33 protein-coding genes are annotated in these 26,300 nt (G+C 46.5%); 11 read left to right on the top strand and 22 right to left on the bottom strand.

The genetic code is table 11. The features are described from left to right. Nucleotides 1-139 precede the first annotated feature (139 nt). Nucleotides 140-874, top strand: coding sequence for a (S)-benzoin forming benzil reductase (locus tag A8709_RS15860; protein ID WP_065853319.1), 735 nt, complete (start codon nucleotides 140-142; stop codon nucleotides 872-874). A 103-nt stretch (nucleotides 875-977) separates the two neighbouring features. On the opposite strand, the gene A8709_RS15855 is transcribed toward A8709_RS15860, so the two are convergent. From A8709_RS15855 to A8709_RS15835, 5 genes are all read right to left on the bottom strand, one after another. After that, the gene (locus A8709_RS15855) at nucleotides 978-1,865 is read right to left on the bottom strand and encodes a multicopper oxidase family protein (RefSeq protein WP_065853318.1); all 888 of its coding nucleotides are present in this window, start codon (nucleotides 1,863-1,865) and stop codon (nucleotides 978-980) included. 71 nt (nucleotides 1,866-1,936) lie between these two features. Beyond that, entirely contained in the window at nucleotides 1,937-2,920 is a 984-nt protein-coding gene (msrB, locus tag A8709_RS15850) for a peptide-methionine (R)-S-oxide reductase MsrB (RefSeq protein ID WP_065853317.1), read from the bottom strand. A 123-nt stretch (nucleotides 2,921-3,043) separates the two neighbouring features. Beyond that, complete coding sequence (locus A8709_RS15845) at nucleotides 3,044-3,976, bottom strand: manganese-dependent inorganic pyrophosphatase (RefSeq protein ID WP_065853316.1); 933 nt, start codon at nucleotides 3,974-3,976, stop codon at nucleotides 3,044-3,046. A 151-nt stretch (nucleotides 3,977-4,127) separates the two neighbouring features. Further along, the gene (locus tag A8709_RS15840; RefSeq protein WP_244163210.1) at nucleotides 4,128-4,760 is read right to left on the bottom strand and encodes a polysaccharide deacetylase family protein; all 633 of its coding nucleotides are present in this window, start codon (nucleotides 4,758-4,760) and stop codon (nucleotides 4,128-4,130) included. 478 nt (nucleotides 4,761-5,238) lie between these two features. Next, nucleotides 5,239-5,790 (bottom strand): DUF1697 domain-containing protein, encoded by a 552-nt coding sequence (locus A8709_RS15835; protein WP_065853314.1) that lies wholly within the window; start codon nucleotides 5,788-5,790, stop codon nucleotides 5,239-5,241. 268 nt (nucleotides 5,791-6,058) lie between these two features. Between A8709_RS15835 and A8709_RS15830 the strand changes: the two genes are divergently transcribed. The 3 genes from A8709_RS15830 to A8709_RS15820 all read left to right on the top strand — a co-directional run bounded on the left by A8709_RS15830 (nucleotide 6,059) and on the right by A8709_RS15820 (nucleotide 8,112). After that, complete coding sequence (locus A8709_RS15830) at nucleotides 6,059-6,844, top strand: threonine/serine exporter family protein (protein WP_065853386.1); 786 nt, start codon at nucleotides 6,059-6,061, stop codon at nucleotides 6,842-6,844. Further along, the gene (locus tag A8709_RS15825) at nucleotides 6,841-7,266 is read left to right on the top strand and encodes a threonine/serine exporter family protein (RefSeq protein ID WP_065853385.1); all 426 of its coding nucleotides are present in this window, start codon (nucleotides 6,841-6,843) and stop codon (nucleotides 7,264-7,266) included. The genes A8709_RS15830 and A8709_RS15825 overlap by 4 nt, the downstream gene beginning before the upstream one ends. A gap of 150 nt (nucleotides 7,267-7,416) precedes the next feature. Beyond that, on the top strand, nucleotides 7,417-8,112 hold the full coding sequence (locus tag A8709_RS15820; RefSeq protein ID WP_065853313.1) for a class I SAM-dependent methyltransferase: 696 nt from the start codon (nucleotides 7,417-7,419) through the stop codon (nucleotides 8,110-8,112). A 31-nt stretch (nucleotides 8,113-8,143) separates the two neighbouring features. Here the strand turns inward: A8709_RS15820 and A8709_RS15815 are convergent, their stop codons facing one another. From A8709_RS15815 to A8709_RS15795, 6 genes are all read right to left on the bottom strand, one after another. Next, on the bottom strand, nucleotides 8,144-8,563 hold the full coding sequence (locus A8709_RS15815) for a DUF2269 family protein (RefSeq protein ID WP_244163209.1): 420 nt from the start codon (nucleotides 8,561-8,563) through the stop codon (nucleotides 8,144-8,146). Between the two features lie 85 nt (nucleotides 8,564-8,648). Beyond that, the gene (locus A8709_RS15810; RefSeq protein ID WP_065853311.1) at nucleotides 8,649-8,996 is read right to left on the bottom strand and encodes an ASCH domain-containing protein; all 348 of its coding nucleotides are present in this window, start codon (nucleotides 8,994-8,996) and stop codon (nucleotides 8,649-8,651) included. Between the two features lie 90 nt (nucleotides 8,997-9,086). Next, nucleotides 9,087-9,260, bottom strand: a complete 174-nt coding sequence (locus tag A8709_RS34580; protein WP_167357088.1) for a hypothetical protein — start codon at nucleotides 9,258-9,260, stop codon at nucleotides 9,087-9,089. Between the two features lie 104 nt (nucleotides 9,261-9,364). Continuing rightward, complete coding sequence (locus tag A8709_RS15805; protein WP_065853310.1) at nucleotides 9,365-10,366, bottom strand: aldose 1-epimerase; 1,002 nt, start codon at nucleotides 10,364-10,366, stop codon at nucleotides 9,365-9,367. A gap of 147 nt (nucleotides 10,367-10,513) precedes the next feature. After that, nucleotides 10,514-11,614 carry a GntR family transcriptional regulator gene (locus A8709_RS15800; protein WP_065853309.1) on the bottom strand — a complete coding sequence of 367 codons (1,101 nt, stop codon included), beginning with the start codon at nucleotides 11,612-11,614 and terminating at the stop codon, nucleotides 10,514-10,516. Between the two features lie 99 nt (nucleotides 11,615-11,713). Then, the gene (locus A8709_RS15795; protein ID WP_065853308.1) at nucleotides 11,714-12,556 is read right to left on the bottom strand and encodes a helix-turn-helix transcriptional regulator; all 843 of its coding nucleotides are present in this window, start codon (nucleotides 12,554-12,556) and stop codon (nucleotides 11,714-11,716) included. Between the two features lie 136 nt (nucleotides 12,557-12,692). On the opposite strand from A8709_RS15795, the gene fabF reads away from it, so the two are divergent. Then, the gene (gene fabF / locus A8709_RS15790) at nucleotides 12,693-13,928 is read left to right on the top strand and encodes a beta-ketoacyl-ACP synthase II (protein WP_065853307.1); all 1,236 of its coding nucleotides are present in this window, start codon (nucleotides 12,693-12,695) and stop codon (nucleotides 13,926-13,928) included. 88 nt (nucleotides 13,929-14,016) lie between these two features. Here the strand turns inward: fabF and A8709_RS15785 are convergent, their stop codons facing one another. Further along, nucleotides 14,017-14,481, bottom strand: coding sequence for a CBS domain-containing protein (locus A8709_RS15785; RefSeq protein ID WP_065853306.1), 465 nt, complete (start codon nucleotides 14,479-14,481; stop codon nucleotides 14,017-14,019). A 77-nt stretch (nucleotides 14,482-14,558) separates the two neighbouring features. After that, on the bottom strand, nucleotides 14,559-15,308 hold the full coding sequence (locus tag A8709_RS15780; RefSeq protein ID WP_065853305.1) for an SDR family NAD(P)-dependent oxidoreductase: 750 nt from the start codon (nucleotides 15,306-15,308) through the stop codon (nucleotides 14,559-14,561). 158 nt (nucleotides 15,309-15,466) lie between these two features. On the opposite strand from A8709_RS15780, the gene A8709_RS15775 reads away from it, so the two are divergent. Further along, nucleotides 15,467-16,369, top strand: coding sequence for a LysR family transcriptional regulator (locus A8709_RS15775; RefSeq protein ID WP_065853304.1), 903 nt, complete (start codon nucleotides 15,467-15,469; stop codon nucleotides 16,367-16,369). A gap of 89 nt (nucleotides 16,370-16,458) precedes the next feature. Here the strand turns inward: A8709_RS15775 and A8709_RS15770 are convergent, their stop codons facing one another. Genes A8709_RS15770 through hrpB form a run of 3 tightly spaced genes read right to left on the bottom strand, consistent with a single transcriptional unit; the run spans nucleotide 16,459 to nucleotide 19,973 of the window. After that, nucleotides 16,459-16,722, bottom strand: coding sequence for a hypothetical protein (locus tag A8709_RS15770; protein ID WP_065853303.1), 264 nt, complete (start codon nucleotides 16,720-16,722; stop codon nucleotides 16,459-16,461). Next, nucleotides 16,715-17,434 (bottom strand): hypothetical protein, encoded by a 720-nt coding sequence (locus tag A8709_RS15765; RefSeq protein WP_065853302.1) that lies wholly within the window; start codon nucleotides 17,432-17,434, stop codon nucleotides 16,715-16,717. The genes A8709_RS15770 and A8709_RS15765 overlap by 8 nt, the downstream gene beginning before the upstream one ends. Before the next feature lie 55 nt (nucleotides 17,435-17,489). Beyond that, nucleotides 17,490-19,973: an ATP-dependent helicase HrpB gene (gene hrpB / locus A8709_RS15760; RefSeq protein ID WP_065853301.1), complete on the bottom strand. Its 2,484-nt coding sequence runs from the start codon at nucleotides 19,971-19,973 to the stop codon at nucleotides 17,490-17,492. 162 nt (nucleotides 19,974-20,135) lie between these two features. Between hrpB and A8709_RS15755 the strand changes: the two genes are divergently transcribed. Continuing rightward, nucleotides 20,136-20,390: a YpbS family protein gene (locus tag A8709_RS15755; RefSeq protein ID WP_065853300.1), complete on the top strand. Its 255-nt coding sequence runs from the start codon at nucleotides 20,136-20,138 to the stop codon at nucleotides 20,388-20,390. A gap of 14 nt (nucleotides 20,391-20,404) precedes the next feature. Beyond that, entirely contained in the window at nucleotides 20,405-20,569 is a 165-nt protein-coding gene (locus tag A8709_RS34575; protein ID WP_167357087.1) for a hypothetical protein, read from the top strand. A gap of 131 nt (nucleotides 20,570-20,700) precedes the next feature. On the opposite strand, the gene A8709_RS15750 is transcribed toward A8709_RS34575, so the two are convergent. The 3 genes from A8709_RS15750 to A8709_RS15740 are packed head-to-tail and all read right to left on the bottom strand — an operon-like array spanning nucleotide 20,701 to nucleotide 21,960. Next, complete coding sequence (locus tag A8709_RS15750; RefSeq protein WP_065853299.1) at nucleotides 20,701-21,339, bottom strand: NUDIX hydrolase; 639 nt, start codon at nucleotides 21,337-21,339, stop codon at nucleotides 20,701-20,703. A 42-nt stretch (nucleotides 21,340-21,381) separates the two neighbouring features. Next, entirely contained in the window at nucleotides 21,382-21,636 is a 255-nt protein-coding gene (locus tag A8709_RS15745; protein WP_065853298.1) for a DUF2164 domain-containing protein, read from the bottom strand. 15 nt (nucleotides 21,637-21,651) lie between these two features. After that, nucleotides 21,652-21,960: a Dabb family protein gene (locus A8709_RS15740; protein ID WP_065853297.1), complete on the bottom strand. Its 309-nt coding sequence runs from the start codon at nucleotides 21,958-21,960 to the stop codon at nucleotides 21,652-21,654. A gap of 179 nt (nucleotides 21,961-22,139) precedes the next feature. Between A8709_RS15740 and A8709_RS34570 the strand changes: the two genes are divergently transcribed. From A8709_RS34570 to A8709_RS15730, 3 genes are all read left to right on the top strand, one after another. Continuing rightward, a complete protein-coding gene (locus A8709_RS34570) occupies nucleotides 22,140-22,316 on the top strand; it encodes a hypothetical protein (protein WP_167357086.1) in 177 nt (58 codons plus the stop codon). 162 nt (nucleotides 22,317-22,478) lie between these two features. Continuing rightward, on the top strand, nucleotides 22,479-23,465 hold the full coding sequence (locus A8709_RS15735) for a YpdA family putative bacillithiol disulfide reductase (RefSeq protein ID WP_065853296.1): 987 nt from the start codon (nucleotides 22,479-22,481) through the stop codon (nucleotides 23,463-23,465). A 128-nt stretch (nucleotides 23,466-23,593) separates the two neighbouring features. Further along, nucleotides 23,594-23,896: a hypothetical protein gene (locus A8709_RS15730; protein WP_065853384.1), complete on the top strand. Its 303-nt coding sequence runs from the start codon at nucleotides 23,594-23,596 to the stop codon at nucleotides 23,894-23,896. Between the two features lie 179 nt (nucleotides 23,897-24,075). Here A8709_RS15730 and A8709_RS15725 read toward each other — a convergent pair whose 3' ends face one another. The 3 genes from A8709_RS15725 to A8709_RS15715 all read right to left on the bottom strand — a co-directional run bounded on the left by A8709_RS15725 (nucleotide 24,076) and on the right by A8709_RS15715 (nucleotide 26,288). Continuing rightward, on the bottom strand, nucleotides 24,076-24,633 hold the full coding sequence (locus tag A8709_RS15725) for a DNA-3-methyladenine glycosylase I (protein WP_065853295.1): 558 nt from the start codon (nucleotides 24,631-24,633) through the stop codon (nucleotides 24,076-24,078). Nucleotides 24,634-24,736: 103 nt separating this feature from the next. Then, nucleotides 24,737-25,525 (bottom strand): TatD family hydrolase, encoded by a 789-nt coding sequence (locus A8709_RS15720; protein WP_065853294.1) that lies wholly within the window; start codon nucleotides 25,523-25,525, stop codon nucleotides 24,737-24,739. Further along, a complete protein-coding gene (locus A8709_RS15715) occupies nucleotides 25,512-26,288 on the bottom strand; it encodes an ABC transporter ATP-binding protein (protein WP_065853293.1) in 777 nt (258 codons plus the stop codon). Before A8709_RS15715 ends, A8709_RS15720 begins: the two co-directional genes overlap by 14 nt. Between the last annotated feature and the right edge of the window lie 12 nt (nucleotides 26,289-26,300).

The following is a 26,300-nucleotide window of genomic DNA, read 5'->3' as shown; positions in this document are numbered from 1 at the left end:
AAAAAATGAGTATAACGATTGTCTCCTCCTGACCCAAGTTCAGAAATTACAGTGCAATGCAAATTGACAATTTCCATATAACGGCATACATTGTACCTAGTACTAGTACCAGATACCAATTCGTGAAGGAGATTTCATTTTGAAATATTTTATAATCACAGGTACATCCAGAGGTCTAGGTGAAGCCATTGCTGAGAACCTCATTTCTCCTGATCACCATCTCATTTGCATTTCAAGAAATAAGAATGAAACCTTGATTTCTAGTAGCAATCATATGGATTACTTCGAGTTTGATTTAAACAATGTCGACAACATTGAAAACATGATGGAGCAAGTATTCAGTAGAATCGATGTACGAAATGCCGAAAAAATTTACCTTGTGAATAATGCGGCAGTTATTTCTCCTTTATGTAGGATTGAAGAAAGTAGCACACAAGAGTTAATTCATAATCTGCATATCAATTTACTTGCACCAATCCTATTAATCTCATTCTTTATTCGTTTTTCTCAATATTTTCAAATCGAAAGACGTGTCTTAAACATTTCCTCCATGTCTGCAAAGAATCTAATTCCTGGGATGAGCGTTTATTCTGCAGCGAAATCAGGTCTTGATGTGTTTTCAAAATGTGTTGGCACAGAACAAGGTGATGATTCATCTTCTGTAAAAGTCATTTCGGTTTGGCCTGGAATGATTGACACAAGTCTGCAGGAGGAAGCTAGGGACGCAAATAGCAGCAGCTTTGCCTCAGCGGATATTTTTAAAAGGGCAAAAGAACGAGGTATGCTTGCTTCTCCGGCAACAGTTGCTAAAAAACTAATCGCGTTATTACTAGGTGATCAATTTGTTCAAGGCTCCGTTATTGAAGAGTTATAGACAATTCTTGTAGCTTCACAAGTGAGGTTCGGATTGCATATGTAAAGAAAAGAAGAGGAGCCCGAGGCTCCTCTTCTTCAAATACAAGCTATAACGATTGTCTCTACACATACTGAACGGTCGTAAACATCCCGCCAGTGGCCTTTGTCATGTTATTGGACGTATGATGCGGCATATGGCAATGCAGCGGCCAAACGCCCGGATTTTGAGCGGTAAATTCGATATCTACCGTAACTCCGCTAGGTACTAATACAGTATTTCGAAGTTCCCTGTTATACGAAGGAATGAAATTTCCGTCCATGGCAGCGATCCAGAATTGATGTCCGTGAAAATGAATCGGATGAGCATTCATGCCAATATTTCCAAAACGAATGCGCATATCCTCCCCATATCGAACAGGTAGCGAAGTCGTGTGTGGGAAGCAGCGGCCATTCATCGTGAAAAAGTTAAACGAGTCTGACATGGTTTCAAGCTCAAAATACCCTGGCTTCACCATACCTTTTTCCAACCCTTTCAGGTGAAACTCTTGCAGCATGATAAAGTAGTCCTTTTGAACCTCACACTCGTACGGATCCTCGATGATGAAGCCGCCGCACAAACCCATCAATTCTTGCATAACCACATCAACATGGGTGTGATACATATGGGTACCAGGTGGATTTACAATTTGAAAATGATAGTCAAAATACTGCCCGTGTTCAATATAAGGGGAAGGCTCCACAGCTGGCACACCATCCATCCGATTCGGTACATCCAGCCCATGCCAATGTACACTTGTCGCTTCGGGGAGATGGTTGTGCACACGAATGATCACCCAATCCCCTGGATATACGCGAATCGTAGGCCCCGGAATGCTGCCGTTGTAGCCCCACCCTTTTATAAAAATACCAGGTAATATTTCTTGCTCCACCGGCTCTGCTACCAACTCAAAGTACTTCACACCTTGCTGCATGACATAGGGAAGATCTCGTAGATCCGGAGATTTGACCATGGCAACTCCCTCCCGCTTCAACGCTCCATATCTCAATGTATGCGCCTAGTCTCGGGACTTACCTGAAAATATTACTTCCCTTCAAAGAAACGCAAGTAAGCTCCGTAGCCTTCTTTCTCCATATCAGCAAAAGGGATAAAGCGCAATGCAGCTGAATTGATGCAATATCGCAGACCATTCGGGCCAGGACCATCGTTAAAAACGTGCCCAAGATGCGAATCCGCCTCCGTGCTTCTGACCTCCGTACGTATCATGAAATGACTTGTATCCGTGACCTCTTTCACATGTCCTTCGAATAAAGGCTGCGTGAAGCTCGGCCAGCCGCATCCAGAATCGAATTTATCATAAGAAGTGAATAAGGGTTCGCCGGAAACGATATCGACATACAGACCTTTCTCGTGGGAATCATGGAATTCATTCTCAAAAGGGCGCTCCGTTGCATTGTTCTGTGTAACCGCGAATTGGATCGGTGTAAGCTTTTTCTTGCGTTCTTCTTTATCTTTAGCTGTGTTCCAATATTGTGAAATGTACGCGTCGCGACCAGAGCCTTTGCGGTACGCTTTGTATCGGAGCGGATTTTTGTGATGATAATCTTGGTGATACTCTTCCCCTGGATAAAAAGACTCGGCATCTATGCGCACGATTTCCGTGACGATTGGACGATCGAAGCGACCGCTATCCTGCAGCGCTTGTTTGGAAGCTTCCGCTTTAACTAGCTGCTCGTCGCTGTGGGCAAAAATCGATGTCCGGTACGATGAACCGCGATCATGAAACTGACCTCCCGCATCGGTTGGATCAATTTGGCGCCAGTACGTATCTAATAATTTCTCATAAGGATATAGTTCAGGGTCGAACGTAATCTGTACCGCTTCCGCATGGCCAGTCGTCTCTGAACACACTTCCTCGTAGGTTGGATTGCTCGTATGCCCGCCAATATAGCCGGAAACGACGGAAATAATACCAGGCAGCGACTCAAATGGTGTTACCATACACCAGAAACAGCCTCCTGCAAATGTAGCTTTATCTAAATTAGTGCCTTGATTGTGATCATTCATGATTTGCTCCACCTCTTTCTCCAATTATCTTCTTATCATACCAAATGTTACGAGTAACTCCAAAATATAAAGAAACACCGTTCATTATCGAATGAACGGTGTTCGTCTATGCTGCTATGTAACCTACAGGTTGTTGAAAATGTCTGTAAGGACAGGAACGATTTGAGATTTACGGGATACTACGCCTTTAAGAACGGCTTTGTTGTCAACAAGCGTTACGTTGTAAGCTTTCTCAACCGCATCCGCTTTGCGTCCAAGAGCAAGCCCCACCGAATCATTGTTCAAAATGTCCGTAACAACGAACAAGAACAAGTCCAAGTTTTTCTCCGCAATGATTGCTTGAAGAGCTGTTTCGATTTCTGATTGTTGGGAAAGAACATCGTTCACGTCAACTGCGTTAACTTGTGCGATTTCAGCTTTGTAACTGCCCATCTGGAATTCTTTCGCATCCAAAGAGATCAATTGTGCCACCGTTTTGTCGCTTAGATCTGCGCCAGCTTTCAGCATGTTCAGACCGTACACTTCAGCGTCTACACCAGCAATTGCAGCTAGCTCACGAGCAGCAGCGACATCTTGCTCTGTGCAAGTCGGGGATTTGAATAACAAGGAATCAGAAATGATGGCAGAAAGCATCAAACCAGCGATGTCTTTATCGATGGCAACGCCGTTCTCTTTGTACAATTTATTTAGAATCGTTGCTGTACACCCAACCGGCTCTGCACGGTAGTAAAGCGGATGGCTTGTTTCGAAGTTCGCAATACGGTGGTGGTCGATGACTTCCACAACGCGTACTTGATCGATGTCGCTAGCGCTTTGTTGGCGCTCAACATGGTCAACCAAGATTACATTTTCTGCTTCGTTTGCAACGGTTTGAACTTCACGTGGAGCGGCTACTTTAAACGTATCAAGTGCGAATTGTGTTTCGCCGTTAATGGATCCTAAACGAACCGCTTCAACTTCTTGACCTAATTTCGTTTTCAATGCAGCATAAGCAATTGCGGATGTGATTGAATCAGTGTCCGGATTTTTATGTCCGAAAATAAGTGTTTTTGACATTGTACGACTCCTTAAACGACATTTTATAGTGAAAGTGGTTATCAACTCTATCTACGATTATACTCAAAAACCTAGGTAAATCCACTATTAAACTTAGAGTGTGTATAAATTGACTCGACACGCCCGCCACACGAGTTCTGAAAAATTTCGCTTACTTTGCTGTTGGCTCCGTTAGTGCATGCACCCAATCTTCGAATGGTTTTTGGCTGTCTACCACGATTCTGTGCAGCTCTAGCGGAGGTTGTTCGGAGGTTGCCCACCCCTCTTGCGTTGTGAAAGCGTAGTGGAATTGTGCTTTCTTCAAAATCCGCAATGTCGCACGATTGTACTCGCCGTACGGATAAGCGAACGTGTTCGCTGGTTGGTTTCCCAGCTCATGTTCAATGATAGCGCGCGAATTCAAAATCTCTTCGTGCTGCTCCTTCTTGCTGAGCTTTGGCAGGTGAGGATGCGTCATCGTATGCGACGCGACATCCCACCCTGCTGCGCTCAGCTGCTTGACTTGCTGCCAGGTTAGATAACCTGGCGTATGAACGAGTGCGGTCGACAGGTAAATTGTCGCCGGAAAGTCGTGCTTCTGGAGGATAGGCAGCGCCACCTCCGCATTGTTCGCATAGCCGTCATCGAACGTGAGCAACACGGGGTGTGCTGGTGACGGCTGCTTGTGCTCAAGGACGCTGGCGAATTCGGCCAGCGTCAAGGGGGTGAAGTGATGCGCGGCCAAATAGTCCATTTGGCGCGCGAACGTATCGGGGTGGAGCACGTACGTGTTCCCCGTGGCCACCCCGATGCTGTGGTAGTTCAGCACGGGGATGGCGATCCCGTGCGGTTTGGCCTCCGCCGCGGAGGCCGGTGTTTGCGCGGGCGCAGCGGAGCACGCCAGCAGGAGCGACGCGAGAAGGAGTGCTCGCGTGGTTTTAACACGCACTAGTCCTTTCAGCACCATGCTACCAAGAAGACTTCCTTTGTTGATCCACAAGAACATAAGATAAGTTCGCCTTCCTTTGTATGAACACGCTATCCATGTTCATTGGTTGATCTCCTAAGGCTCCCCCATCCTCATGCTGACTATGCAAATAATCCCATTTATCATTACATAACCTCAAATTCATAGTAGCTTTTGCTCCTACCGACCACCATATAAGCCACGATTTTAAAGTAGCTAAATACTAACCAGCGAATTCCAGCGATAATGCAGGTTAATCCCCTAAAAATCCGTTGCGAAATTCAAACAACCATTTCCCCAAATCCAGTCACCCGCATTACTCTGCAGCGTCTCCCGCCAGCTGGATCAACTTATTCACCGTTTCCCAGTTCCTCGTAGTGGCCGCCACGCCTAACTTCTTCTCGATAAAGTTATTACTAAACTTGGAATCTCCGTAGTTTTTACGAATGAGCAAGTAAACAGTGAGTCCCCTTACTTGATATTCGTCGACCTCACTTTGAGCGGTCAGCAATTTCACGAGCGCGGCATCTGTTGGAGCTTGTGACAACAAGGTTACGTACCTTTGCTCATTGGCATCCGCATTTACTGTCGGGTATGGTGAGTGTTGAACTACTTCTTGTAACTCAATCGGCGTACGAATAATCACAGGAATATCGAAGGTAAGTTGGGTCAAAAGCTCTTGAACGATCCGGTCACGCAGTACCTTAGGGTCCATCTCATCACTTTCAAAAATCACATTCCCACTCTGAATGTATGTACTCACCTTCGTAAAGCCCAAGGACTCGAATAGGCTTCGCAGTTTGTCCATTTTAATAATTTTCTGACCACTTACATTAATTCCACGCAATAACGCGATATATTGGGGCATATGGTTCTCCTCTGCTTGATGTTTATTCTATTTATCACCCATTGTCATGCTTCTTGCTGTCGCATAGCTAATGACCGAGCTGTTAACTAACGCATCTGTGAGTACATTTACAGTGTAGGCAGTGAGCTTAGCGTTGCTAAATTATAGCATAGATGGACAGACATTCATTGTCAGAAATGGCGAACCTAGATCATCACTGATTTTCAAAACATGACCTTTTCATTTATACTATGGTCAATAAACTCTCTCATGGAAGGATTTGGACGCTCTGGCGCAGCCTGCTTCTACGAATTATGAAATCGCACAAGTGTGCCTTCTCGCAGGTAAAATCATGCTGGAAAACGGCGGTGAAACGTACCGTGTCGAAGACACCATGTCTCGCGTGGCCGAAGCCTTCGGGATTCCGGAGTCTCATAGTTTCGTGACGCCTACTGGCATTATTTTCTCCTTAGATGGACCTGAACAAACGACCAAGCTGATTCGTATCTCTTCCCGCTCAACGGATTTGCGTAAAGTAACGGTCGTTAATGCCATATCCAGACGCATCAGCCAAGGTGAGCTCACTCCGAGTGAAGCACTTCAATTGCTTGAACAAATCCAAGCGGATAAACGCAGATATCCTACTTGGTTCCAAACGCTCGTCGCAGCGATAGCAAGCGGCTGTTTTCTCATTATGTTTCAAGGTAAATGGTCGGATTTCATACCCGCTTTTCTGGCTGGCGGCGCAGGTACGATCTCCTTAACCTATTTCCATCGATTAGTGCCGATCAAATTCTTTGCCGAATTTCTCGCCTCTCTGATCATCGGATTTATGGCTTATCTCACGGTCAAAATCGGTCTCGGACATAATCTCGATACTATTATTATCGGCTCTGTCATGCCGCTTGTTCCTGGGCTTCTCATTACAAATGCCGTGCGTGATTTAATGGCGGGGCACTTCGTATCTGGCGTATCCAAAGGCGCTGAAGCGTTTTTGACGGCTTTTGCCATCGGGGCGGGAATTGCGTTTGTGTTGACCTTTTATCGAGGGGGAGGAAGTCTAGCGTGGAAATGATTGAACAACTCCTGACGAGCTTCATTGCGACATCAGCTTTTGGCATTCTGTTTAATGTACCTCGAAGAACGCTTGTGCAGTGCGGTTTCGTCGGTATGATTGGCTGGATGCTCTATTTCTCTTTTCAACAGGCACTGGTAGACCCTATCTTGGCCACACTGATTGCGTCCTTTGTTGTAACCATTATTAGTCAGTTTTTTGCTAAAATCTATAAAACACCCGTCATCGTATTCAGCGTCTCCGGCATTATCCCGCTAGTTCCGGGTGGACTGGCCTATGACGCCATGCGTAATGTCGTACAAAATCATTATGATGTCGCTGTGCAGCTGGCTGCTAAAGCTTTTCTGGTCTCAGGTGCCATCGCCATTGGACTTGTCTTCTCTGAAGTTATAAATGTATTACTGCGACGAGCTCGCGCCTAACACACACCAAATTAAACTATAGGTGTTTCAAGAACAATAGGTATTACCTATAACGTCATTCCTTTTAAGTCTTGGATATTTTCCGTTCTCCCTATTACACTAAGAGCACAGAGTACATGACCCAATAAATGGAAATGGAGTGATTCATCTATGAACACCGACAACAACAAGCATCACATTTTAACCAAATTCGATGAAATTGCCCAGAAATACGATAGTCAGCGGAGAAAACTGATTCCTTGTTTTGATGATTTCTACAATACGGCGGCCGCCTTAGTTCAGCTAGATACAGAAGCCCCACGGATCCTCGATTTAGGCGCAGGAACAGGTCTCTTTTCATCCTATGTCCTGCAATCGTATCCGCAAGCCCAACTAACATTAATTGACCTATCGACCGGGATGCTCGACATTGCCAAAGAACGTTTCGCTCATAGCGAAGCTAAAATCACTTATGTGGCCGACGATTACTCGTCTTTCGATGCACCCGAACCGTTCGATGCCATCATCTCCTCCCTCTCCATTCATCATTTGGAAGATGAGGCTAAACAGGCCTTATTTACACGTATTTTCAAGCTTTTAAAGCCTGGCGGCATATTCGTAAACGCCGATCAAGTCTTAGGTCAAACCCCCTTCATCGACAAGTTATACCGGTCAGATTGGGTTGCCAAGATTGAAGCGACAGACCTGTCCCAAGAAGCACTTCAAGCTGCCTATGAACGGACGAAGCTGGATAAAATGGCTCCGCTCGATACGCAGCTTAGTTGGCTCCGGGACTGTGGTTTCGAGGAAGTGGATTGTGTTTACAAGTCCTATAATTTCGTGGTGATGTTCGCGAAAAAACCATAATTTGTTAGGATATCGTTTATTCTGCTCCTACTCACCAAATCGTCGGCTTGGACACCATGAACCACATCATCGCGAGCGTAATGATCACATACAGGATTAGCGCTTTACGAAGCTTGTTGACGATGGAGTCACGATCTTCATGCGGGGCTTTGAGCTGGCGGAGTAAGGGTGAAAAGGCACGTGCAATGAAATATAACGAGGCAACCATGATGAGTACGGTGGCGACAATCCATGAGGTATCCCACGTCCAAGCGGTAATCCACGTTAGAAGAATCCCTGTAGCTACCAGCACATGACCGGCATGTTTAGTGAGTCTCACCGTAATCCGGAAAGGCTCTAGATAATCGGGGAGCTGTTCAAATGGCGCTCTGCGAATAAGAGCAAGTAATGGGAATAACACAAAATAAGGCCCTATACTTAACACAACACTAAAAATATGAATATAAAGCATGATGATGTACCAAGACAATTTAACCATCCGTTCTATGCTGATGTGAGAGAACCGTGTGAATCTAGGATCCACACGGTTCTTTGTTTTATTCTGCTTTTTGAAATTCGTGTACCCAGACTTTCATCTGTGGCAGCCAAGGCATACCCGGATGAATAGCAAGAATACTGTCGCGATACTCATCAACAGTCTCGTGACCTTCCATTTTCGCATGTTCAGGTGTAAGATCGCCCAAAGCTTGTTGGTACACATTCGTTACTGTAAATGACGTACCTTCCAACTCCATCGTTTCACCGATATCTGCATAACGTCCATTACGACGACATGCTGTTTTTTGGCCCGCAAGAACCTTGCTTACTTCCGCTTCCTTCGTAACAAGACGATCGATGGAACACGTTTTTGGCGGTAATGTTTCATTCAAATTCGTTTCACTCATGTCAGTTCCCTCCTTTTGCCAGTTTTCATTATAGCGAATCCCATCCACTTTGTCGAACCGAGACAGTAATTCGCACTTTGGTTATCGCAATTATTCGCGCAAAGCTTCCTTCAATTTGGTGGACATGCTGTCCATTGAGCCAGATGGTGGGCGTTTCACGCCTCGTAGTCGCGCAATTTCCGCCTTCAATTTTTCATTTTCAAGCGATATTACCTCCACTTTCTCGATCAGCTGCTCCCGATCCAAGTGATCCCACTTTCCCATATGTACACCTCCATTGATCAAAATACCCCCTCCATGCAAGTCGATCCTCCCATCGGATTCACGCCATGCATCAAAGGGGGTGCTGTCATTCCTTAACGAATCGCTTATTTCGCGACTTGAATCGTATATAACCGAGCTGTTTCTTCCCAAACTTCGCCTGGCTCCAACGAAACTAAACCTATCTGGTCCGCAGGTAAATCAACGTTCGGTGCATTAACCAAATTCATCTGCGGCTCTGGGCAGAAGAACCCTTCTGTCTTGCCGTTGTTCCAGATCATCCACTGTTTATAGGATGTTCCTACATCATAGACTAGTTTGATGCCTTCACGTGCATCTGTCAATGCCATGAAGTTGCGGCTATTTTGTGGCACACTTGTATAATGATTATCCATGCCTTCGAAGAATGGCGACAAACCGCCTACTTTCATCTTCTCTTCATCGGCGGAAAGTGCTTGATACTCACCCGTCGGAAGCATCCGATCGTTCAATGCCCAACGCTCACCGATCGTCATTTGGAACGAATAATCGGACGGTTGGCTGTTGACTGCAAACGGCGCATTAATCGTTGTATGGAATGCCAGCAAACACGGCATAGCTTCTTGTCCATCATTATGTACGGAAATTTGTTGATGCAAACCTTGCTCATTCAAGGTGTAGCTCAAGCGAATCGTGAAGTCAAAAGGCAGAAATTCATGAACCGAATGCCCTTCGCGCACGCGCAAAGCTAATGAAACACGGCTCCCTTGTTCATCTGCGCTGAAATTCTCAACAGCCCATGGAATATTGTGTACAAATCCGTGCAGGTGATTGCCTGTTTTGGGTTCATTCACCGGGAATTGAAACACTTTCCCTTTCCAAGGAAACTTCCCATCTTCATAACGGTTCGGCGGAAATAATACGGGAATGCCGTGAACGATTGGGCGTTCTTTAAACGCTTCCATTTCCTCCATCGCTGGCTCGCGTAAGAAGCGATATTCTTTCTCTATATCACGAAAAGCGATGAGATTTGCCCCAACTTCCGGCAAAACTACCGCTTCATAACGTCCAGCCTGTAACCAAATTGCTTGTTCTCCGTTGTACGTTCCTTCATACGCTTTTGTAGACATCCTCTTCTTCTCCTCCTAGTTAACTGCTTGTGCGGAGTCCAGCCAATCGATGGACAGACACTTTGATTTCACTTTAGCCCAACTTTGTGAACAAAGTCAATGGACGTAAATTGCGAAAATATAGACAAATGTGACTTCGCTTGAAAATTAAATGCGAATCGTTGACGCCCGAATAATTAATTCAGGCTTGTACACTTTACCTGTTTCGCTGCCGCTAGCGCGTTTATTCTCAATCATATCAAGCAAAATACCCACTGCATCACTGCCAAGCTCGGTTTTCGGATGGGAAAGGGATGTCAATTTCACTTCGGTCGCAGTAGCAAGTGTTGAGTCATCAAACCCAATGAGCGAAACATCCTTCGGAACCTGCAATCCAGTGGTACGTACAGCCTCTAACAAATGAATCGCGAGCTCATCATTATAGCAAACGAAGGCCGTCGGCTGAGCCTGCGCGTCACTTTGCTCCAGCATCGCAATCGCACTTACGTACGGTTTCTCGCGTTTTTCCTCTGTCGTATAGTGAATGACGAATTCGGGGAGCAGCGGGACTTGATAATGCTGATGCGCACGGATAAAGCCTTTTAACCGATTCACACCTTGTAAATCATCCGTCTTGAAAAAGCCAGCCAACCGGCGATGCCCAAGCTCTATGAGATGCTGTGCAGCCTTATATCCACCCTCTTCATCATCCATCGTTAACGATGGACAATTCATTTCTGGGTACCGCTCATTGATCATAAGATACGGGATATGTTGATAATCCAAAGATAAATAGGAACTGAGATTCGGGTTGCCCTCTGCGCTTTTCGTTGGTTCAATAATCAGTCCGCTCAAAGGTTGACTCATCATCATATCCAAACTTTCTCGTTCTTTGGCCTTGTCATTGTCCGTGGAAGACAGCAGCAGCCGATAGCCTCTAGCCCGCAGCGCGGCTTCTGCACCTCGTACGATATGAGGAAAAATATAGTCAGAAATATATGTTGTTAGGATGCCAATCGTTTGGACATCGCGGGATTTTTGAGTTTGGGGCGTAGAGACGAATGTCCCTTTGCCTTGCATCCGGTACAGCCAGCCTTCTTTCTCCAGCTCTCCGAACGTTTGACGAACCGTCTGCCTGCTTATCAGAAATTGCTCGGCAATTTCGTTCTCAGAGGGCATCTGATCATTAGGTTTGAGCTTACCTGTATGCAGCCAAGATAAAATTTCCTGTTTCAGTTGTATATATTTCGGTAATTGCTTTTCTTTCATCCTTCACCTCGAGGCTTTGATTGTGAACGTATTATACCATTCGCTCAACTTGTATGTACATATTTCGATGAGGTTGCAAGAGACAAGGAACACCTAAGTTCATTCGCTTAATTTACTCATCAAAAGTCTAATTTTCGTATCCGTATCGGAACCAATCGATGGTGTATAGACACTGCATCTCAAGTCCGTTCGTCCTTGCACCTGCAAAGTTGTGAGATCGAACAGCATCTTCCCTACCTTAGCATGGCGAAATTCAATGAACACTTCAGGCGCCGTGCTGACATCACTTTCATTCCAAAAGGCACGAAAATCCTTGCTCCGCTCACTCATATCTTCGATAAACGCGCTATACCAGTTATCGCCTACATATTGGCCATAATAAGAACGAAACATCGCCAAAAATCCTTTCGCAAAGTCGCTCCAGTTGACCGCTAACGATTTCAATTCTTTACGGGTAAAAAGCAGCCAAATCATATTACGCTCCCCTTCTGGAAGCTTGGCGAAATCTAGAAAAACAGCTGCCGCGGCTTGATTCCAGCCTACAATATGACACCTGCGATCGGAAACAATCGTTGGGCAATCATGAAGTTCAGTGAGGATCCGATTTAACGCTGGACTGATTGTCGGTATTTTATCAACAAACGTTGTCGGCGCTGGTTGCTCCAAAGCTAACATGAACAAGTATTGACGCTCATCCTCGTTCAATTGCAAAGCGAATGCGATGCGGTCCAGCACTTGGACGGACATCTTGATCTCTCTGCCTTGCTCTAGCCATGTATACCAAGTCGTACTCACACCGGCAATCGTCGCGACTTCTTCCCTGCGTAAACCGGGTGTGCGCCGTCTTGTTCCACCAATTAAACCAACTTCATGCGGTTGTAATCGTGAACGATGAGACGTAAGAAAGTTGGATAACTCTTGAAGTCGTTCCTTTGTGTTCATATCAAGTTCCCTCCATAGCCTAGTATCCTAGCAGTCATTATACCAGTATAAACGCTAACTTGTAATAGGATACGTAGTATGACATTCTAAGCTACATAAGGGATTATATTCGATTCGATAACAGGAGGAAGACCCAATGAAACGAGTTGTTATTACAGGTATGGGCGTCATTACGCCTATCGGAAATCGTGTGGATACGTTCTGGAGCAATTTGACGAAGGGCAAGTCTGGTATTTCTAAAATAGAGCATTTCGACACAACGGATTATAAAACGAACTTTGCAGGCGTTGTGAAAGAATTTGATGCCGAAGCTGAGGTCGGGCGACGTGAGGTACGCCGCATGGATCGGTACACCCAGTTCGCCGTTGCTGCCGCCAAACAGGCTATCGATGACGCCGGGCTAGTGATCGATGCATCCAACGAAGAGCGTGTTGGTGTCTACATCGGCTCAGGCATCGGCGGGATTCATACGATCCTCGACAACTATCGTACCCTGCTGTCGAGAGGGCCAAGCCGTGTCAGCCCGACGGTTGTTCCGATGATGATTGCCAATATGGCGGCAGCACAGGTTAGCATCATGTACGGAGCCAAAGGGCCTTCCTTGGCTCCTGTGACAGCCTGTGCAACAGGCAATAATGCCATTGGCGAGGCATTCAAGCTCATCCAGCGCGGAGGCGCAGATGCGGTCATTGCCGGTGGCGCCGAGGCCACGGTCACCGACCTCGCGCTCGCTGGATTCGGCAACGCAACAGCGTTGTCGACGCGTAATGATGCGCCGGAGCAGGCGAGTCGCCCGTTCGATGCGCAGCGCGACGGATTCGTCGCAGCCGAAGGCGCCGGCGTGCTTGTGCTCGAGTCGCTCGAGCATGCCGAGCGACGCGGAGCTCATATCCATGCCGAAATCGTCGGCTATGGATCCACCTCGGACGCCTACCATATCGTGGCGACCGATCCCGAGGGCGCGGGGGCCTACCGCGCCATGCGCGAAGCGCTGGTCGATGCGGGGATCGACGCGTCGGAGATCAGCACCATCAACGCCCACGCGACGAGCACCATCGTGGGGGATCTCTCCGAGACGCTGGCCATCAAGCGTCTGCTTGGCCGCGGCGCGTACGATGTGCCAATCAGCGCCAACAAGTCGATGATCGGTCACATGCTCGGCGCCGCTGGCGGCGTCGAAGCCGTCGCGCTGATCAGAACCTTGCAGGACGGCCTCATCCCGCCGACAATCAATTTAGACAATCCAGATCCGCGGTGTGATCTGGATTATGTGCCACACGTGGCAAGACGTGCGGAATTGCAGTATGGGTTGTCGAGCTCGTTTGGTTTTGGCGGGCATAATGCGGTATTGATTTTGAAGAAGTTTGGGTGAGCTTAGTTAGAGCTTTCTGAACCCTTCACTCGACAATAAAAAGGGGTATTCCCCCTCCAAAAATGGAGGAGAATACCCCTTTTACTATTCAAGCAAGCTTTTCAGGATTAAGATAACGCAGTATATCACTTCGACTAATGATACCTATAAGGATCCCATTGCGTTCAACTGGCACTTTCTTAATCTGCTTTTGAGCAAGGATAGCTGACACTTCCTCAATATCGGCATTCCACTGTACTTTAATCACCTTACGCTTTGCAATCTTCATAATATTCTCTTGTCTGATGCTTTCACAGCGAAATCCGATGGGTTCGTCATTTTCATAAAAATTCGCCATATAGAACCCATTATCGATTACTTTTAAATGGTTGTTCCCAATCCTTCTTAAAATGTCGCCATCCGTTATAAAACCCATAATTTCATTGTGATCATTCACAATCGGCACACTATTAATTCGGTATTTAATTAGCTTGTCAATCGCATCTCCTACGGAGTCATGTATTATTAACTTATAGACAGGGTGGGTCATGATTGAAATTGCCAAAGTTTCCATTTCCGATTTCCCCTTCAAGAATAAATTCGGATATGCAGAAAACCGATTTCTAGTCCCTAAAATAAATCGACCTCATTTTACGCTGTCATACCGCCATCAACGACCATCTCTGCACCCGTAATAAAACTAGATTCGTCTGAGGCAAGAAACACAACCAGATTAGCTACTTCCTCTGGAGTTCCTAGTCTATTCAATGGAATACCTGCTGCCAATTGTGTCGTCGTCACGTGTTTTCCGGAAGCGACTTCATCACCCATTTGTGTTTGAATAACGCCTGGATGAATCGAGTTGACGCGCACTTGTTGTGCTGCAACTTCCTTGGCCAGATCCTTAGACATGATACGAACAGCGCCTTTGCTTGCACCATATAAGGTCGTATCCGAACTTCCTTTAATACCTGCCACTGACGATGTGTTAATAATCGAACCATTCTTTTGCGCGACCATCCTCGGAACCACATGTTTCATTCCTAGAAACACCCCGATCACGTTAATGCCGAGCACCTTTTGCCATTCTTCTACTGCATAATCCGTTACCGGTTTGGTGCTATAAATGCCTGCATTATTGAACAAAATATCGATAGTTCCGAATTTTTCAATTGTCGTATTCACGACACGATTCCAGTCCTCTTCCTTTTGAACATCGTGTTTTATGAAAACAACTTCGTTCGAAATCGTTTTAAATTCTTCTAATGTTTGTTGCCCAAGATGTTCATTAATATCGGTAAAAACGACTTTAGCGCCCTGTTCCAAAAACTTTTTCACAGTTGCCTTTCCAATTCCACCTGCACCACCTGTCACGATCGCTGTTTTTCCTAGTAGTCTCATGATTCAGATCTCCTTTAGTAGGCATGTTAGCAGCCTAAATATACTTGTTTGAAAATCAAACCTCTTTACAGAACCTAGTATAACTCACTAAATTAGATAAATAAAATTAATGTTATTAACAATTAAATAAGTTATATTAATGTGAAAGGAGTGAACACATGAAGTTAGATCAGTTGCAATATATTATCGAAGTCGCCAAAACAAAATCACTTACGATGGCTGCAAACAATCTTAACGTAACGCAATCGGCCGTCAGCCAGTCCATCGCTAGTTTGGAATCTGAATTGGGCCTTCCCATATTTATTCGTTCTCGGTCAGGAGTTGAGCCTACTAAGGAAGGCGTCAGCATCATTCAAACCGCATTAGAAGTTGTAACCAAACTACAAGAAATGAAGGAAAGAGTATTACGATTATCGCAAATTATGCAAGCTGAACTACGTGTAGCATCCATTCCCGGTGTGATGAGTTCTCTTGTTAAGACCGTATCCAACTTCAAAAATGAGTATCCAGATGTTTCTTTCCGAATCACCGAAGAAAATTCTGATAATACTTTGAATGCAATCAGACAGAACAAAGTAGATTTAGGATTAGTTGGAATGAGAGGTGATACAGCAAAAGGGACTGGCATGCTTTTTGAACCGATATGGGAAGGAAGGATTGTCATTGGCGTTTGGAATAATTCTCCTCTTGCAGCTAAGAAGAAAATTACACCTTTCGAGTTACAGAAGTATTCACTTGCTTTATATGATGAGTCCTATGTTCATGATTTTTTGCATGAGTTCGAAGCGAATTATGGTCCGCTCCCCATTTTGTTTACGAGCAATAATCCGAATGCCATAGCGACGGCATTGAAAGAAAGTCTTGCAGCAACCATTGGGTATGATTTTTCATTCTTCGATAGCCCGTATGCTTTGAATGGCAGTCTTGTTATGCTCGAAATCGAAGACGTGGAGCAAGTGCCGATACATTTAGGCTGGGTGCGTTCAGATACGAGTAAAAGTTCACAAATATCTAATCTATTTATTCAACGTTTTAAGCAACATTTTCAGGTTAAACGCTAACAACAAAAAAACCGCGCAAATAGCGCGGCTTCTAACAACTCTTGATCACTCAAGGTTTTTCAAATAAATTTTCGTCTGATGTGGTCTATCTATTTCGCTAATGTTTCTCTCGCCGCGTTCACAAGCAGATCGAAATACTCATCTTCTTCAAGTAGTTCCTCTACCGCCTCGATATCCTCTTCTTTTCCGGATTCACGCAAGAAATGCAGCGCGTAGCTCCAGTCATTTTTGCCCTTCGTGCTTTGCAGCGTGATTTCGTAAGGATGTTCATGGCCTTCAACTTTGAATTCAACATGCCCAAGGTATCCGTCTTCTTTACTGTGTTCCATCGTAGCTTTTAAAATTTCAATCATGTTCAACATCCTTTTCTATTGTTTGCAGCCATGTCCAAATGGTGTTCATGGTCGTTTGTAAATTGGTTGACGCTTGCCATATGTAAGGGGCGTGGTCTCGAAAATAATCCGCATGCCCACCGATAAGAGGGAGTATACGTTGATGGATCGGCGCATGCTTCCTGCTGTGCCAACGAAACAATCCTAACCGCGTCCTCCGCCATCCTCCCCATGTGCCAAGTCGTGATATGGGATCGTGCCTTTGATTCTGCTGGTTTGTAGCTTGTATACAGAGAACTTTGGGTTTGAGAGCTGCTGGAATCGCACATTTCGGTGATCCGATTTGGATCACACCGAGAACATCACGTCCTGCACTATCAAGCTCTTCGGCTGCCAAGACAGCTGCAACTGCACCAGCACTGTGGCCTATGAAGAGCAATTTTCCACCCTGCCCCATGGTATCCAAGACGAATTGGGCTAGATTTTTACCACCGTGTACGGATTTCTTCCTATGAGCAAGATGCCAAGCATCCCTCACTATTTCTTGCAATTGCCTCCGCTTAGATCGGTCCCAATCCCCGTATGGAAAATGAACATGCACGCGCACATGCCTACCCGATTGTTCATAGCGTAAAGCTAACGCATCCGCAAAGTTATCCAGAAAATTTGACGCTGTGGCAAATCCAGCTGAAACATAAATATCGAGATCCGCAGAATCATTGTGAAGTGTCATGACTGCTCCGTTCCCTTCTCAGTGAAACATGTTCCTGTGTCTATGTCAAAATCGCTTAGGTTCTTGGTTTCGCACGGTTCGTCGGAATCGCCGCCATCGGATCATCAGGCCAGTAGTGTTTGGGGTATCTTCCTTTGAGATCTTTTTTCACTTCGAAATAGGCATCTCGCCAAAAGCTTGCCAAATCCTTCGTTACCTGCATCGGTCGCTGGGCTGGTGATAAGAGGTGCAGGGTGACGGGAACCCTTCCCTTCGCAATGCGAGGCGTATCCGCCAAACCAAACATCTCTTGTAACCGGACAGATAAGGTCGGTGACTCCATGTTGCTATAATCAACAGGGATACGTGATCCGCTAGGCACTACAATATGCGTAGGTGCCCACTCATCTAACGAACGGCGCTGCTCCCATGTTAGCATTTCCTCAAGTACGTTTGTCAAGTTAATCCTGCTTAAGGCGCCTTTACTTTTGAGTCCATACAGATGAGGGCCTGCCCACTCTTCTAACGTTGCAAGTAAGGTTTCATCCCGAAAATCCGGCCAATTCTCCGTAAAACGATGCAAAAAGATACATCGTTCTTGCAATTGCCGTGCACTCTTCGTCCAAGGCAGCACGTCTAAAGACTCCGCGCGAATCCCTGCCAGCAGTGCTTGCAGAACCAGATCTGGGTCAGGCTCCTGCTGTGGCTTGTCTTTCAGTGTAAGAGCACCAAGCATACAACGCTCTCTAGCTTTCACTGAGCCAACGATATTATCCCACTCCACAACTTGCTCCTTGCGGATTTGTGCTTGGAAACTACTAAGCAGCTCCTCTTCGAGCAGCGGAGCAGCGAGGTAAATCCGACTCTCGACTCCGGTGTCGTCGAGTTCTGCAGCAACGATATACCGCTCGTTCGAGAGCGGCTGCAGCTCCGGCAGCACGGCCCCGCGGCCGCTGCTGAGTGTAAAACGCCCAATCGACCGCCGCTGCGCGATGCGGTCGGGGTAGGCGAAGGCGAGCAGCAGCCCGCTCGCCTCAGCCCTGACCTCGCTCGGCCGCACGCCGAGCGACTGCATCAAGACCTTGGCCTCCGCCGCGATGCGGCGGCACAGGCCAAGGTCAACCCCTTCGCGCGCGTCGCCTCGCACCGCGCGCCGAAGCTCTTCGATGCGGCTGCGTACATCCGCATCCCGCTCCGTGGCGCGCATGAAATCGCGCTCACTGAGCATAACCGCGAGCTCGCACGCCAAGGCGCCGAGCGCAAGCGGAATGGCTTGCAGCACCATGTGCGCAAGCCGCGGGTGCAACCCTAACGCCGCCACACGCTTGCCGTGCGGCGTAAGTCCGTTCTCGTTCAGCGCGCCGAGCTGAACGAGCAGTTCCCGCGCCTGCTGGTAGGCAGCGGCAGGCGGTGGATCTAACCAGACCAGCGCAGCGGGGTCTGGTGCGCCCCAAGCGGCAAGCTCCAGCGCCAGCGGCGCGAGATCGGCTTCGCGGATCTCGGGCGTAGAACTCGGCGGGAGCTGCCGATGCTCGGTCTCGGTCCACAGGCGGTAACACACGCCTGGACCGAGACGTCCCGCCCGGCCTCTGCGCTGATCCGCAGAGGCGATGGACACCGGCACCGTCGTCAGACGGGTCATGCCGGTGCGGGGCGAGAACTTCGGCACTCGCATGACGCCGCTGTCGATCACAACCGTGATGCCTTCGACTGTCAAGCTCGTCTCAGCGATCGATGTAGCCAATACGACTTTGCGATGACCGGGTGATCGAACAGGAGATAGCGCTGCATCCTGAGCCTCTTGCGTTAGATTCGCATAGAGCGGTGCGATTTCCACCTCGCTGCCTAATCTTAGAGCCGCAAGTCCGCTCGCTACACGATGAATTTCAGCAGCACCTGGCAGAAAGACAAGCAGGCTTCCGGTATGTGTTCGCAAAGCTTGCTGCACAGTCGCAACCACAGCCGCTTCCATTCTCCCTACAACTTTATTTGAGAGGTAATGTGTTTCGACTGGATAAGTCCGACCTGCACTTTCAATTATCGGTGCATCACCCAGCATCGTGGATACGGCCTTTGCATCCAGCGTAGCTGACATGATTAGAATACGTAAATCTTCACGAAGCAGCAATTGTGATTGGCGGCTCAATGCTAGGCCAATATCTGCATGCAAGCTGCGCTCATGAAATTCATCAAAAATCACAATGCCTACCCCATCCAAGGCAGGATCATGCTGCAGCATTCGAGTCAGGACACCTTCTGTAATGACTTCGATCCGGGTTGCAGGTCCAACACGCGTGTCATTTTTCACTCGATAACCAATCGTCTGGCCGACTTCTTCCCCCAGCAGCTTCGACATATAGCGAGCAGCCGCACGAGCGGCTAATCTTCTCGGCTCCAGCATGAGAATCTTTTGGCCCTGCAGCCAAGAGGCTTCCAAAAATGCTAGTGGAACCTGCGTTGTTTTACCTGCGCCAGGCTGTGCGACGACGATAGCACAACTCCGATCTTGCAAGTTTTCAAGCAATTGTGGTAAGACTGCAACTATGGGTAACACGTTCATTAGGTTCACTCCGAGCTTTCCATCTAATTAATGTCATTAACTATTGACAGCGTGAATGAAAGATCACGATTTGTTCATCTGTTTTCTCCGTAGAAACCTGTTCGATCGCTTTTCAATCGTGTATACTAGAAGACAATCTAGTCACTAAAGGAGAACTTTAACATGAATGTACATGAAGCGATTTCCAAACATTCAAATGCCCAGCATATGCACCTCGTTCGTTTTGCTGAGCTAGATGCACAGAGAGAGCAAGCAATTGATGTTGCGGTCGATTTGTGCAAACGCGGGCTACCTTTTAGCGTTGATCGAATTAACGCGATTACAGCCCAAATTATCGCCCATGCCAAAGAAGGTATTTCTCCACTCCGTACCCTCGTTTCAGAGGATATGGTCCGTGATTATGTAAACAAAGGGTAAGGAGATACATTTCCATGGGTGTACTAACGTTTATTTCAATGCTTGTCATGGGATCCGCCTTCAGCGCTGGGTTCTTGCTATTGTTTAAGCAAAAGATCGCTTGGGGAATCAGCTGCATCGGGCTCTCCATCGTGTGTTACATTGCTTATGTCTACATAGCGAATGCTTACTTCGTTTAATTGCATCATCGCGGAAGGAGAACCGGATCAGATTCGCTGATTCGGTTCTTCTGTTTTGTACTGGACGGACAACGAACACTAACTATCCCCTGTCGTTCATCTTTGCAGAACTCCGCGAGCAGTACTTCTCATCACAGCCACGCCAGCCCTGCCATCTTTTGAAATAACAGCTCATAATATGCCCTTGGATGCGGCACTACATCTGCCAGAGTAATGTTCCACGACATATCTACATTCGCCCCGCTTTTGGCATCCGTTCTGTAACCAATAGCCTTAACCTCACTCCGCTCACCGTAGACTAATTCTTTAAACTCCGATACTGGCACACTGAATAGTCCGCTTACCTCATCCGCCTGCAGGACATAGCTTTTCAATGGTTGGTCACAGTGATAGATAAAAATATGACAGAACTCACGGTCTATCAGCTTGTCCGAAATGAGATCTTCTTCTGCGAACACGCCACATGGAATTAACGATTCAAATGAGACGGAAAGACCTAACTCTTCCTTCAGCTCCCTTGTTCCCTCTTCGACTGTTTCGCCTGCTGCAAGATGCCCTGCACAGGAGATATCCAATAAATCCGGGAACAAATCCTTGTCTGGGTGCCTTAACTGAAGCAGCAGCTTCGGTTCATTCTCCTCCAAGCTGACAATCCAGCATTGGAAGGTCTGATGCCAGAGACCCTTGGCATGAACCTCAGAGCGAGGCGCCACGCCGAGCCACTTCATTTTCGCATCAAACACATCAAACATCTCTTCTGACTTCTTCATTGCCTGTCCAGCTCCTATCCGCCCAATACTCGTCAATGGATGCTATCTGCGTGTGAGTTTCGTCACTTTCATCGCATACAGATCATCTTCGAGCACGTTCATACGATCTCTAACTCCCTTTAGCGCATCCTCGATCGCTTGGTTATAAATCGGGCCTGTCAGCTGCTGAAGCATATAGTCAAGCAATTGCTCCGCAGCTATTTGACCAACGGTCACGCCTAGTTCCATATCCAAATGCTCTTGTAAATCGCTGATCAAGGCGTCCTTTTCATCCTTAGGTAATTTCAAAACTTTCATCTCCGAACACCCCATTTACGCGATAATTTGAAAATCGATTTCCTGAAAGGAGCTAACTTCTTTCATCCACCGCTCCGCCACATACTGCGTATGTACAGGATGGTTATTATAAGCCTCATAAGCGGCTTGATTGGCAAACACCATTGAAAACCCATAGTCATAATCAGCCTTCGGGCTCACTTGACGCAGCACTTCAAATTGCTCAACACCAGGAATCGGTGCAAGCTCTTCCGCACTCATTTTGAGAAATTGCTCTGCGGCAGCATTTTCTTTCCCTGCATGTAACTTGAAAACAACCATATGTTTAATACTCGTCGTATTCATTTAAATGATCTCTCCTTCATTTTCCATCTTTGCTTATTATAGCGGATTTTACCTCTTTGAACTACTTTACTAGACCAACCCCCAGATAGATCCCTCCCCTGCCTAAAAAAGGAATAAAATTCAAATCCCCTGCGCATAGTAAAGCCGAACGTGATATCAAATGAGAAGGAAGTGTTCACATGGAGAACAAGAAGCATGAAGGCAATTATACAGGTACAACGAATATGAATGCAGAGAATCAGGATATGGCTTTCGTCAACGATACGCTTGAAAATGCACCAAGTACATCAACAGTTAATCTCGCTAAAGACGATATCAGTGAAGAGAATGAAGGGCATCAATTGAATCAAAAATAATCGCCTAAAGCCAAGTAGAGCAGGTAACTTGTTCCTCAAGAGGAGCAGGTAACTGCTCTATTTTCATCAATTCGACTAATTCTACGGCTCATTTCAACTTGGCATCCCCTGTAACGTGCGCTAGTATAGATGTAGCAAAGTTTAAGTGAGGAGGATGCTACTGTGGAAAATGTGATCGTAATTGGTGCAGGACCTTGCGGGCTATCGGCTGCTGTTGCCTTGGAGCGCGAAGGCCTGTCACCTTTACTCATAGAGAAAAGTTGTATCGTGAATGCCATTTATTTATATCCGACGTATCTGCAATTTTTTAGCACACCTGAACTGCTTGAGATTGGCGGATATTCGTTTACGACCCCTCATGATAAACCTTATCGGCAAGAAGCGTTGGTCTACTATCGAGAGGTCGCACGTAGAGAAAAGCTGCGCATTCGTTCGTATGAGGAAGCTGTTCGTATTGAACCAACTGCTACTGGCTTCACAGTCCATACCTCTGATCAGTTTGGCAATAAGGCTTCTTATGATACGTTGAAGGTCATCGTGGCTACAGGCTATTTCGACCATCCTAACTTGTTGGGAATCCCTGGTGAGAAGTTGCCCAAAACAACGCATTATTACAAGGAGGCACACCCTTACGCGGGTGCTCGGGTTGCAATCATTGGCGGTAACAATTCCGCTGTAGATGCGGCTATGGATTTACTCCGTGTCGGCGCTGATGTGACGGTCGTTTATCGAGGCAAAGATTTTTCTGCGAATATTAAGCCTTGGGTTCGGCCGCTTTTTGAAAGCATGGTGAACAAAGGGCGTATTCGGATGTGGTTTGATTCGCAAGTCATAAAGATTGACGAGCATGCTATTGTTGTGCGAAAAGAAACCGAACACGTCACCTTGGATAATGACTTTGTTCTTGCCCTCACCGGCTTCCATCCGGATCGCCAACTGCTTACAGACATTGGTGTTCAGTTTCATGAAGAAACGAACGCACCACTCGTGAATCCAGAAACGATGGAAACGAACATTCCGGGCTTATATGTCGCAGGAGTTGTGGCTTCATCCAAATATGATGCGAATGAAATTTTCATTGAATCCGGCCGTTTGCATGGCATTGCAATTACGAAACATATCGTTAACGATCTCAACCATCAATCTTAAAGATTGGTGGTTTTTTCTTTGAAAATATTTCCTATCTTTTCATAGATTCCTCTTCCATTACGAACATTTGTTTGCTATAATGAAAATAAGAACAAACGTTCCAATTAGATGAGGAGGTTGTTAACATGATGAACCCAAGTCACAATTTTCGTTTTATAGAGAGAGATTATTGGTACCAGAAGGCATTGTGTGACACTGACCATCTTTTACCCGGACAAATTGACGCCATGCTGGACGAAGCACACTCCTATTATGCCGACTATACATTCAAGTTCTATGACGATGGTTCGGTGACAATCATAGATAATGACACGAATAACCGCATTAAACCAAGAGAACTCACCGGTGCTGTTTATGATTTCTACATTCGCAAACGTATTTATTTAATTAAAGCGAACTTATTGGAAAAACAACTCCAACATGCCAATTAAACAAATCAGATGAAATAAACACACTCTCCGCTGCTCTTGGGACGAGTGTGTTTTGTGTTTATTCCGTCATCTAGTAAATTATCATGTAAGCCATAATTTTTCTCTGTACCCGCAGATAAGGCCATCTGACTCGGACATATCGTCCATCAGATGGCCTTATCTATACATCTATTCACAAACTAGTTGTGATATCGGAAACAAGTTTGGGTATGATCATTTACCATACCTACAGCTTGCATATACGCATAACAAATTGTGGAACCAATAAATTTGAAGCCACGCTTCTTCAAGTCCTTACTCATACGATCAGAAATATCCGTTTTGGCTGGCAGCTGACGGCTGTCTTCCCAATGATTCTGCATCGGTTCTCCACCCACAAAGCTCCAAATATACGAGTCGAACGTGCCAAACTCCTGCTGGACCTTAAGAAAAGCCTTGGCATTCTGAACAACGGCTGCGATTTTCAATCGATTACGAACGATGCCTGGGTTCTGCATAAGATCCTGTAGCTTCGCATCATCATACTCCACGATCACATGCGGATCAAACCCATCAAACGCTTCCCGATAGCTGTCTCGTTTCTTCAAAATCGTATACCAGCTTAAGCCTGCTTGCGCGCCTTCCAAATTTAGCATTTCAAATAGAACACGATCATCATGCACGGGAACGCCCCACTCATGGTCATGGTAATCTTGATATAACGGGTCTTCGTTAACCCAACCGCAACGGTTTGTCATGATTTCTTCCACCTCACCCAAATATCGAACACTTGTTCTATTTCATTATAAATCGATAACGAACGCTTGTCCAGTTGGATTTAGCGAAGTCATGGCAAGTGAGTTACGACAACCGATAGAAACGATCGGTGTTACTACGTAACATAGAAGCCGTTTCCTGCTGTGTTTTCCCTTTGAGCTCAGCAATTTGTTCGATGACAGCGTGAACCATGCGTGGATGCGTCTCTTCACCTGCGAACGGACCTTCGAATGGCCATGGACCATCCGTTTCTACCATCATGAGCTCCAACGGGTATTCACGAACAAGAGTTCGAATTTCCTCCTCGTAGAGAACATCAGGTGTTATTGATATGAAATATCCAGCACCGATCATACGCGCTACGGTTTCCGGTGAACCCTTGAACCAATGGAAATGCGCATGCGTTTGTCCACATTTCGCTAGCAGATCACATACAATCTCAGCATCCTCATAGACCGCATGTAGAACGATGGGTTTCTCCAATTGAACAGCTAGCAGAATGAACCGCTCCAGAAGCTGAACGTAAGGCTTTAAATCGAACATGTGCCCCGCCGCTTCAGCCTCTTGGCGATTATAATAAGGCAGACCTACCTCACCGACTGCAATCATGTCAGACGCGTGCTCAACAATCCAACTTACTAGAGCTTCTAGTTCCTCTTCCGACGGGAGCTCCTGCTCGGGATGAAAACCATAAGCCGCGAAGACATGATCTGGTGCGTCTTTCTTCAATTGCTCAGTCGCCTTGCAGGAATCAAGATGTCTGGACACGGCAATCAACGCCTCCACATCCGAAGCTGCTAAATTCGCGATGATGGTTTTCGCCGACGATTCCGCATACATGTCCAGGTGAATATGAGCATCAATGGCTTTCATGTTTGGTTGTCTCCCGTCGCAAAAGTCCTTGAATATGCTGCCTCAGCGCCAGAAATTCCGGATCCTGAAGCACCGATTCTTGTCGTGGTCTTGCAAAAGGAACCGTCAATTCCTCCAAGACGCTTGCCGGCTTATTCGATAGCACATAGATACGATCGGAGAGAAATAGCGCCTCTTCGATACTATGCGTAACAAATAGAATGGATCGCTTGTTCTGCTCCCAAATATCAAGCAGCCATGCCTGCATATCTTGCCGGGTTAACGCATCTAAAGAGCCGAATGGCTCGTCTAAGCACATCAGCTCTTGCGGGCTTAACAAGGCACGTAGGAACGAGACCCGCTGTTGCATACCGCCTGACAATACATGCGGAAGCTCTCGCTCATAACCGCCTAAGCCTACCTTTGGCAGCCACTCTCTCGCACTCGAGATCGCTTTATGTGGCGATGTACCCGCGACTTCCTGACCTAGAGCAACGTTGGCTTCAATCGTGCGCCAAGGAAATAGAGCCGGTTGCTGCGGCATGTACGAGATGAGCCCCTTTTTCCCCGTTACATTCACACCATCTAACCACACTTCACCAGAAACAGGCTGAATAAGACCACCAATGATATGAAACAAAGTGCTTTTCCCACTGCCGGAGGGGCCAATAATCGAAACGAACTCCCCTTCTTCCACGTGCAGATGGATATCCGCAAGTACAGGGACTTGCCCTTTTTTATTTGCAAATGCATGTTGAATCCCGGTAAGCTTTAATTTACCCATGGTCACAGCTCC

It is taken from the genome of Paenibacillus pectinilyticus, assembly GCF_001700435.1.
Taxonomy (GTDB): Bacteria; Bacillota; Bacilli; order Paenibacillales; family NBRC-103111; genus Paenibacillus_E; species Paenibacillus_E pectinilyticus.
Note: the sequence above shows the minus strand (reverse complement) of the source record. Positions and strands in the feature narration are given on the sequence as shown.

Coding starts and splice junctions, on each gene's coding strand:
- A8709_RS15855 (WP_065853318.1), bottom strand. CDS start 1,865: ATGGTCAAATCTCCGGATCTACGAGATCTTCCCTATGTCATGCAGCAA.
- msrB (WP_065853317.1), bottom strand. CDS start 2,920: ATGAATGATCACAATCAAGGCACTAATTTAGATAAAGCTACATTTGCA.
- A8709_RS15845 (WP_065853316.1), bottom strand. CDS start 3,976: ATGTCAAAAACACTTATTTTCGGACATAAAAATCCGGACACTGATTCA.
- A8709_RS15835 (WP_065853314.1), bottom strand. CDS start 5,790: ATGCCCCAATATATCGCGTTATTGCGTGGAATTAATGTAAGTGGTCAG.
- A8709_RS15825 (WP_065853385.1), top strand. CDS start 6,841: ATGATTGAACAACTCCTGACGAGCTTCATTGCGACATCAGCTTTTGGC.
- A8709_RS15820 (WP_065853313.1), top strand. CDS start 7,417: ATGAACACCGACAACAACAAGCATCACATTTTAACCAAATTCGATGAA.
- A8709_RS15815 (WP_244163209.1), bottom strand. CDS start 8,563: ATGCTTTATATTCATATTTTTAGTGTTGTGTTAAGTATAGGGCCTTAT.
- A8709_RS15810 (WP_065853311.1), bottom strand. CDS start 8,996: ATGAGTGAAACGAATTTGAATGAAACATTACCGCCAAAAACGTGTTCC.
- A8709_RS34580 (WP_167357088.1), bottom strand. CDS start 9,260: ATGGGAAAGTGGGATCACTTGGATCGGGAGCAGCTGATCGAGAAAGTG.
- A8709_RS15805 (WP_065853310.1), bottom strand. CDS start 10,366: ATGTCTACAAAAGCGTATGAAGGAACGTACAACGGAGAACAAGCAATT.
- A8709_RS15800 (WP_065853309.1), bottom strand. CDS start 11,614: ATGAAAGAAAAGCAATTACCGAAATATATACAACTGAAACAGGAAATT.
- A8709_RS15795 (WP_065853308.1), bottom strand. CDS start 12,556: ATGAACACAAAGGAACGACTTCAAGAGTTATCCAACTTTCTTACGTCT.
- fabF (WP_065853307.1), top strand. CDS start 12,693: ATGAAACGAGTTGTTATTACAGGTATGGGCGTCATTACGCCTATCGGA.
- A8709_RS15785 (WP_065853306.1), bottom strand. CDS start 14,481: ATGGAAACTTTGGCAATTTCAATCATGACCCACCCTGTCTATAAGTTA.
- A8709_RS15780 (WP_065853305.1), bottom strand. CDS start 15,308: ATGAGACTACTAGGAAAAACAGCGATCGTGACAGGTGGTGCAGGTGGA.
- A8709_RS15775 (WP_065853304.1), top strand. CDS start 15,467: ATGAAGTTAGATCAGTTGCAATATATTATCGAAGTCGCCAAAACAAAA.
- A8709_RS15770 (WP_065853303.1), bottom strand. CDS start 16,722: ATGATTGAAATTTTAAAAGCTACGATGGAACACAGTAAAGAAGACGGA.
- A8709_RS15765 (WP_065853302.1), bottom strand. CDS start 17,434: ATGACACTTCACAATGATTCTGCGGATCTCGATATTTATGTTTCAGCT.
- hrpB (WP_065853301.1), bottom strand. CDS start 19,973: ATGAACGTGTTACCCATAGTTGCAGTCTTACCACAATTGCTTGAAAAC.
- A8709_RS15755 (WP_065853300.1), top strand. CDS start 20,136: ATGAATGTACATGAAGCGATTTCCAAACATTCAAATGCCCAGCATATG.
- A8709_RS34575 (WP_167357087.1), top strand. CDS start 20,405: ATGGGTGTACTAACGTTTATTTCAATGCTTGTCATGGGATCCGCCTTC.
- A8709_RS15750 (WP_065853299.1), bottom strand. CDS start 21,339: ATGAAGAAGTCAGAAGAGATGTTTGATGTGTTTGATGCGAAAATGAAG.
- A8709_RS15745 (WP_065853298.1), bottom strand. CDS start 21,636: ATGAAAGTTTTGAAATTACCTAAGGATGAAAAGGACGCCTTGATCAGC.
- A8709_RS15740 (WP_065853297.1), bottom strand. CDS start 21,960: ATGAATACGACGAGTATTAAACATATGGTTGTTTTCAAGTTACATGCA.
- A8709_RS34570 (WP_167357086.1), top strand. CDS start 22,140: ATGGAGAACAAGAAGCATGAAGGCAATTATACAGGTACAACGAATATG.
- A8709_RS15730 (WP_065853384.1), top strand. CDS start 23,594: ATGAACCCAAGTCACAATTTTCGTTTTATAGAGAGAGATTATTGGTAC.
- A8709_RS15725 (WP_065853295.1), bottom strand. CDS start 24,633: ATGACAAACCGTTGCGGTTGGGTTAACGAAGACCCGTTATATCAAGAT.
- A8709_RS15720 (WP_065853294.1), bottom strand. CDS start 25,525: ATGAAAGCCATTGATGCTCATATTCACCTGGACATGTATGCGGAATCG.
- A8709_RS15715 (WP_065853293.1), bottom strand. CDS start 26,288: ATGGGTAAATTAAAGCTTACCGGGATTCAACATGCATTTGCAAATAAA.